Consider the following 7345-nt stretch of genomic DNA (forward strand, 5'->3'; position numbering starts at 1 on the left):
TTCGCAATCAGAAGGTCGGCGGTTCGATCCCGCCTGTCTCCACCAAAACTCAGAAGACCCAGAGGCCAGTCATGTGCTGGCCTCTTTCGCGCCCCAAGAAAACACCTGCTCTGGCGAGGTCTATAGCCGCCACACTACGCCTGCCTACGTTCTCGCAGCGTCCCAGGTGCTGCTCGGCTAACAGCATGAGCCACCAGCAGCCTGAATCGGCGGACAAGGCAGCGTGCCGTAGGAGCAGAACACGCAGCAATCTCCGGGCTTCGGCCGCAGCACCTGGTGACACGCCTCGCAGTCGTAGAACCACTGACAGTAGTCAGTCGGCATGCGCTCGGTTTTTCGATGTCCACAGGCCGGACAGGTAAGGGTCGATTCAAGAATAGGCTTCACGGCGGGTTCCCGGCAGATGATCTGCGTCATTGTAGCCGGCGCTGCGTGGACAGCGCAGCGGTGAACCCGGCAGAGGTGGCAGCGACTCTGGCCTCCGGTGCTCGCCACACCCGCGGTGCCTCTCTTTGTGGCGAGCGCTTGATTCGCAAAACGAAATCCTGCGACATGTTAAAGTCAGGCCAAGATTTCGCGGGCTATCCCGGGTTGCAGCCTCCAGCGGCACGATTCTGGCGCATGCCAACAAGAACCAGGACTTCGGTCCGTCCTTTTTCCCCCCACAGCTTTCTGATGAAGCGCATCCTCGACCTGTTACTGGCATGCCTGGCGGCGGTTCTGCTGCTACTTCCGGTTTGTATTGTGGCGTTGTTGGTCAGGTTCACGTCGCCCGGGCCGGTACTGTACTGGTCGGATCGTGTCGGCCGCGACAACCGGATTTTCCGCATGCCCAAGTTCCGCAGCATGCGCCAGGACACGCCGGCCGTGGCGACGCATCTTCTGGCCAATCCGCAGTCTTTCTTGACGCCGATCGGTTCCTTTCTGCGCCGATCCAGCCTCGACGAGCTGCCACAGCTGTGGAGCATCCTGGTCGGCGACATGAGTTTTGTTGGGCCGCGCCCGGCGCTCTATAACCAGGACGACCTGATTGCCCTGCGTACCGAGCGAGGGGTTCACCGGCTGCTACCCGGCTTGACCGGCTGGGCACAGGTCAACGGCCGCGATGAGTTGGCGATCCCCCAGAAGGTGGAGCTCGATTTGGCTTACCTTCAGCGCCAGTCTCTTTGGTTTGATCTTCGGATCCTGTGGCTGACCTTGCTCAAGGTGGCGCGCAGCGACGGCGTTACGCATTGAAGGACGAAACATGTCACCCGGCAAGCTAGAACCCGAGGCTTCGGCACCGACCGCAGGCTATTGCCACGCGGCGAAAACCGCCATTCAGGAAACGACGCTGCGCGTTCACGAAATGCACAGCGCCATCGCCGACACCTACTTCGACATTCTGCGGCGGATTCCCTTGATTGCCGGGCCCGCGCAGCTTGTACGACACGCGCACGACAGCATTGCCGCAGGGATCTATGGGGCGATCCGCCACGGTAGCGGCGGTTTGCTTGAAGGGGCTGCGCTGCTGGAAAAACACGCTACCGATGTTTCTCCGGGCAAACCACCGGGACGGCTCGCAAGCGGGCTACGCAGCGCGCTCAACGGGGCTTTCGGTGACCATTTGGCGGCCAGCAACAGTCTGCTGGCGATCCCCATGGCCATCCACGCGAACGGTGCAGCGATCGCGCCCGACGCGACTTCGTTGCGCAGCGCTTTCCCCGACGCTGGCGCACGACTCTGCGTGTTCATTCACGGGCTAGGCTGTGACGAGCATTGCTGGCAAGCAGGGCGCACCGCGGCAGAAAGCGACTTCGGCCAGCAACTGCACGCCGAGCTTGCTTACACCCCGCTCTACCTGCGCTACAACACCGGCCTGCCGATTACGCGCAATGCCGGGCAGCTGGCGGGCCTGCTCGAGGAAGTGCTGGCCGCATGGCCACAACCAGTGCACGAAATGGTGATCGTTGGCCACAGCATGGGCGGGTTGATCGCCCTTGCCGCCTGCGAGCAGGCGGCGGCAAGCGCAATGGCCTGGCCGCACTCGACCCGCATGCTGATTTGCCTCGGCTCGCCCAACCTTGGCTCGGCAGTCGAGCGTCTCGGTGAGCTCACCACCTCCGCGCTGAAGCTCTCCAAGGTCACCGCTCCGCTCGGCAAGATCGCCGCCGCGCGCAGCCAGGGCATCAAGGATCTGCGAAGCGGCCCTGGTGCGCCGCGCAATTCTGCTGGACACGACCACATCGCCTTTCGCTTTCTCGGCGCCAGCCTGTCCGAAGACAGCGAACATCCCATCGGCAAACTCCTCGGCGACGGGCTGGTCACGCCTGGCAGCGCCACAGCACACGCGATCGAAGGTGACGTACAGAGTGTATGGCTCGGCAAGCTCGGCCACATGCGATTGGTGAACGACGCGCGCGTCTATCGCCAGATCAGGGATTGGCTTGCAGCACTCGACGAAACAGCAGCGTCAGTACCGTAACGCGTTCACCTACGCCGACACGGACAGCAAGTCGTAGAGAGCCGAGAACTCCCTGGTCAGCTTGTGCCGGGGATCGAGATGGATCATTGGCAAGGCCTGGTGGTGCGACTCGCGAATCTTGATCGAGGCCGACAGGAAAGCCTCCAGGATCGGTAGCCCCTCGGCGCGCAGTTCGTCGACCAGACGCGCCGGCAGCTTGGCGCGTGGCTGATAGTGGTTCACGACGATGCCTTCCACGCGCAGCTTGCGGTTGTGATCGCCCTGGATCTCGCGCACGCTGTCCATCAGCGTGTACAGGGCGCGACGCGAAAAATCGTCGCAATCGAAAGGGATCAGACAGGTATCGGCGGCAATCAGCGCCGAGCGGGTGAAGAAATTCAGGGCGGGCGGGGTGTCGATGAAGACGTCGTCGTAAACCTCCAGCTTCTCCAGCGCCTCCCGCAGCTTGTACATCTTGTAGCGCGACTCGAGCTTGAACTGCAGCTCCTCCAAGCGAGGATCTGAAGGCAGCAAATCGAGATTGGGGAACGGCGAGTGCACGACATAGGCATCGATCTCGTCGGGGGAAAACTTCAGCCCGAGAAGGTCGTCGAAGAAATGCGCCAGCGTCTTCTCTTGCTGATCCAGCGCTTTTCCGAGCAGGTAGCGGGAAGAATTGGCCTGCGCGTCCAGATCGACCAACAGCGTTCGACGACCCCGCGCGGCGCCGATGGCGGCCAGATTGCAGGCGATGGTGGATTTTCCCACTCCGCCCTTCTGGTTGAAGACAACTCGGCGCATGACAGTTTCCCTGTTGGTGGTAAGGACTAGGGACGAGTTTAGTCTTTAGTCATCGCCAGGGAAAGCGCGGGGCAAGACGGGCCAGTCAACTCGATCTGCGTCAGGTACAGGCGGAGGTCGAATTCAAACTGGTGATACGCCGGTTCCATGTGGCTGCAGAGCTGGTAGAAAGCCCGGTCGTGCTGACGCTCCTTCAGATGCGCCAACTCGTGCACGACGATCATCCTCAGGAACTCGGGCGGCGCCTCCTTGAACACGCTGGCCACCCGGATCTCGCGCTTGCACTTGATCTTGCCGCCCTGTATCCGCGGCAGCTTGCCATTGATCCCGAGGGCATTTTCCGCAAGCTGCAAGCGACTGTCGAACAGCACCCGGTCGGGGACCGGGGCCTTGCGCAGGAAACGGTTCTTCAGCGCCAGCGTGTAGTCGTACAGCGCGCCATCACTGCGCACCTCATGGCTCCCCGGGTACCTGGCGCGTAGCATCGTCGCCAACTGGCCCTGCTCGATCACTTCCCGAACCTGCTGCTGCAGGTCTTCCGGATATCCGGCCAGATAGCGTAGCGGCAACATGCTCAGCAGGCTTTGACCAGCACCTCATGAAGCCAGGCTTCGATGTCCTGCAGCTCCTCCAGGCACACGGTGTGCTCGGCCGCATAGCTGTGCCACTGCACCAGGTACTTCTCCGCCTTCAGCAACTTGGCGGTACGCTTTCCCATGTCGTAAGGGATGACCGCGTCGTTCTGCCCGTGGGCCATGAAGATCGGCACGTCGCGGTTGGCTGCGGACGCTTCGGCCGCCAGTGTTTCGGTCATTGGCAGATAGCACGACAGCGCGAGAATACCCGCCAGCCGTTGCGGATGACGCAGGCCGGTATGCAGGGCGATCACCCCACCCTGCGAGAAACCGGCCAGAATAATGCGCGCATCGGGGATGCCACGCGCGTTCTCCTGGGCGATCAACACTTCGATCTGTCGTGCCGATTCGCGGACGCCCTCGACCTCTTCTCGGCCCGGGGCAAAATCGAGGGAGACGATGTCGTACCAGGCGCGCATCACGAAGCCCCCATTGATCGTCACCGCGCGCATCGGCGCATGCGGAAAGACAAAGCGGACGGCGGGCAACTGGTCAAGATCGAACTCGTCTACGATCGGTTCGAAGTCGTGTCCATCGGCGCCGAGGCCGTGTAGCCAGATAATCGCGCACTTGGGGGATTCCCCTGTTTGGCGTTCGACGGCCGGAAGCGGTAAGGCATCGACGATGGGAGCTGCCTGTTCTGCGGTCATGGCGCGGATCCTTGTTCGGGTAAACGGTCGCCATTCTATCAGCCTGCCCGACTTCGTCGGTCAGCCAGCGGCGGTGCAGGGCAATCACATGAATCCTATACAAGACCCAGGAGTTCAGCGCGGAAGCGATCGGACGTGGCGGCCATCAGCCGACACTGACGGTGCGCAAGCACTCTTTCTATCGAGCGGCGTCGTCCCGCGCCACACCAGCCAATCATTCCCCTGCTGACAGCTGCTGGATTGAGATTTATCCAGTCGCTGCCTGCAACGCCGGGACAATTCGGGGGGCTTGGTATGGAATGAGCGTATAAGTTGGAACAGAGTGCTGCGTACTCTTTCGGCCACGCGACCCGCAACACCAAGGCGCGACTCTACAGAGGTCTGTCATGTCCAAGACAATTCACGCCCCCCTTACCCTTACCCCTGCCGCTGACACGACCGGGCATCTCGCCGAAGTCCAACGCCAGGAAGCGCTGCTCAAGACTGGCGCTTTGCAGAGCGCGATTTTCAACAGTGCCAACTTCTCAAGCATCGCGACTGATGCTCACGGTGTCATCCAGATCTTCAACGTGGGTGCAGAACGGATGCTGGGCTACACCGCCGCTGACGTGGTGAACAAGATCACGCCCGCCGACATTTCCGATCCGCAGGAAGTGATTGCCCGCGCCAAGGCCCTGAGCGTCGAGCTCGATAGCTCGATAACGCCCGGCTTCGAGGCATTGGTGTTCAAGGCCTCGCGCGGCATCGAAGACATCTACGAACTGACCTATATCCGCAAGGACGGCAGTCGTTTTCCTGCGGTTGTATCGGTCACAGCACTGCGTGATGATCAGGAAGCGATCATCGGCTACCTCCTGATTGGTACAGACAACACAGCGCGCAAGGAAGCGGAAGAGGCTCTCAGTAGAGCTGGGGCATTGCAGACCGCTATTTTCAACAGTGCCAACTTCTCAAGCATCGCGACTGATGCTCAAGGTGTCATCCAGATCTTCAACGTCGGTGCGGCACGTATGCTGGGCTACACCGCCGCTGACGTGGTGAACAAGATCACGCCCGCCGACATTTCCGATCCGCAGGAAGTGATTGCCCGCGCCAAGGCCCTGAGCGTCGAGCTCGATAGCTCGATAACGCCCGGCTTCGAGGCATTGGTGTTCAAGGCCTCGCGCGGCATCGAAGACATCTACGAACTGACCTATATCCGCAAGGACGGCAGTCGTTTTCCTGCGGTTGTATCGGTCACAGCACTGCGTGATGACCAGGAAGCAATCATTGGCTACCTCTTGATCGGCACGGACAACACCGCGCGCAAGCAAGCCGACGACAAGCTACGGGCAGCGGGACAGTACGCGCGCAGCCTGATCGAGGCGTCGCTCGACCCGCTGGTGACCATCAGCCCGGATGGAAAGATTACGGATGTCAACGAGGGCTCCGTCATGGTCACCGGCGTGTCGCGTGAGAAGCTCATCGGCACCGATTTTTCCGACTACTTCACCGAGCCCGAGACGGCGCGTGAGGGATACCGGGAGGCCTTCTCCAAAGGCTCGGTCACCGATTATCCGCTCACCATCCGGCACCAGGACGGCCGTCTCACCGACGTCCTCTACAACGCCTCGGTGTACAAGGATGCGGCAGGGAAGGTGCTCGGCGTGTTTGCCGCCGCTCGCGACATCACCGCGCGCAAGCAGGTCGAAGAGGAGCAAAAGAAGCTTGGCCAGCGTCTGCGCGACCATCAGTTCTACACTCGTTCATTGTTCGAATCCAATATCGACGCTCTGATGACCACCGATCCAGAAGGAATCATCACCGACGTCAATAAGCAGATGGAAGCACTCAGTGGTTGTACTCGCGACGAACTGATTGGCGCCCCATTTAAGAATAATTTCACGGATCCCGAGCGGGCTGAAGCTGGCATCAAGCTGGTGCTACTAAAAAAGAAAGTGACCAATTACGAGCTTACCGTATCTGCCAGAGATGGAAATGAAACGGTGGTGTCCTACAATGCGACCACCCTCTACGACCGGAACAGAAAACTACAGGGGGTGTTTGCCGCAGCGCGGGACATTACGGAACACAAATTGGCACAGGCGCAAATTCTCAATCTCGCCTTGCATGATCCATTAACGCAGTTGCCAAATCGTCGCTTGTTAAATGAGCTATTAGGGCGAACGCTTGCCGCCAGCCAACGTAACGGTCGATATGCCGCGCTGATGTTCCTGGATTTGGATAACTTCAAATCGCTGAATGACACGCAAGGGCATCACATTGGCGACTTGTTATTGGTTGAGGTGTCGCGGCGGATTATCCATTGTGTACGGGGTATTGACGTTGTCGCACGACTCGGTGGTGATGAGTTCGTGGTGATACTCAAAGAACTGGATACGGACCTGAACAAGTCCATCGAAGAAGCCAACATCGTTGCCGAAAAAATTCGTGCTGCCCTGGAAGAGCCCTACCTCCTGACATTTGCCGAAGCTGGAAAGGTGGAAGCAACAGTCGAACATCGGTGCACCAGTAGTATTGGAGTGGTCGTCTTCATAAACCACGATCAAGGCCAAGACGGTATTCTGAAGTGGGCTGACACTGCCATGTATGAAGCGAAAAAAGCCGGGCGCAACATGATCATGTTTTATGATCCCGCATGGAAGTGACTGCCCCACTGCGCCACGTTTCGCCTGCCAAGTGCAGAAATAGCGACTCAACGTCCGTAAAACCCACGCGGTAGCATTTTGCGCGGAATGGTCAAAGTAGTCAGAGTGATTTCATTTTACAACTCATTCGGATCCCTTTAGTCCGCTGCTTTAATCCGATCCGAATCG

Annotated in this window: 8 protein-coding genes and 1 pseudogene; 5 read left to right on the top strand and 4 right to left on the bottom strand. The window is 59.7% G+C overall.

What is annotated here, in order from left to right; translation table 11 throughout:
* The coding region (locus RUW20_RS12635) for a hypothetical protein (protein WP_313952587.1) at positions 1–181 on the top strand (181 nt) is incomplete at its 5' end.
* Here the strand turns inward: RUW20_RS12635 and RUW20_RS12640 are convergent.
* Positions 178–417, bottom strand: coding sequence for a GDCCVxC domain-containing (seleno)protein (locus tag RUW20_RS12640; RefSeq protein ID WP_313952588.1), 240 nt, complete (start codon positions 415–417; stop codon positions 178–180). The genes RUW20_RS12635 and RUW20_RS12640 overlap by 4 nt on opposite strands.
* Positions 418–675: 258 nt before the next feature.
* On the opposite strand from RUW20_RS12640, the gene RUW20_RS12645 reads away from it, so the two are divergent.
* Both RUW20_RS12645 and RUW20_RS12650 read left to right on the top strand, forming a co-directional pair.
* A complete protein-coding gene (locus RUW20_RS12645) occupies positions 676–1236 on the top strand; it encodes a sugar transferase (protein WP_313952593.1) in 561 nt (186 codons plus the stop codon).
* Positions 1237–1246: 10 nt separating this feature from the next.
* Positions 1247–2464 carry an alpha/beta fold hydrolase gene (locus RUW20_RS12650; RefSeq protein WP_313952589.1) on the top strand — a complete coding sequence of 406 codons (1218 nt, stop codon included), beginning with the start codon at positions 1247–1249 and terminating at the stop codon, positions 2462–2464.
* A 9-nt stretch (positions 2465–2473) separates the two neighbouring features.
* Here RUW20_RS12650 and RUW20_RS12655 read toward each other — a convergent pair whose 3' ends face one another.
* From RUW20_RS12655 to RUW20_RS12665, 3 genes are read right to left on the bottom strand one after another with little or no spacing between them, the layout of a single operon-like run.
* Positions 2474–3244, bottom strand: a complete 771-nt coding sequence (locus RUW20_RS12655) for a ParA family protein (protein ID WP_313952590.1) — start codon at positions 3242–3244, stop codon at positions 2474–2476.
* Positions 3245–3282: 38 nt separating this feature from the next.
* Entirely contained in the window at positions 3283–3816 is a 534-nt protein-coding gene (locus RUW20_RS12660) for a M48 family metallopeptidase (protein WP_313952591.1), read from the bottom strand.
* A 2-nt stretch (positions 3817–3818) separates the two neighbouring features.
* Positions 3819–4529 (bottom strand): alpha/beta hydrolase-fold protein, encoded by a 711-nt coding sequence (locus RUW20_RS12665; protein WP_313952592.1) that lies wholly within the window; start codon positions 4527–4529, stop codon positions 3819–3821.
* 386 nt (positions 4530–4915) lie between these two features.
* On the opposite strand from RUW20_RS12665, the pseudogene RUW20_RS21710 reads away from it, so the two are divergent.
* Together RUW20_RS21710 and RUW20_RS21715 are read left to right on the top strand one after the other, a co-directional pair.
* A pseudogene (locus RUW20_RS21710) lies at positions 4916–5371 on the top strand (PAS domain S-box protein); the annotation flags it as partial.
* A 12-nt stretch (positions 5372–5383) separates the two neighbouring features.
* The gene (locus tag RUW20_RS21715; protein ID WP_409559361.1) at positions 5384–7177 is read left to right on the top strand and encodes a PAS domain S-box protein; all 1794 of its coding nucleotides are present in this window, start codon (positions 5384–5386) and stop codon (positions 7175–7177) included.
* Positions 7178–7345 lie beyond the last annotated feature (168 nt).

The sequence above is a fragment of the Accumulibacter sp. genome (genome assembly GCF_032229525.1).
In the GTDB taxonomy this organism is placed as follows: Bacteria; Pseudomonadota; Gammaproteobacteria; order Burkholderiales; family Rhodocyclaceae; genus Accumulibacter.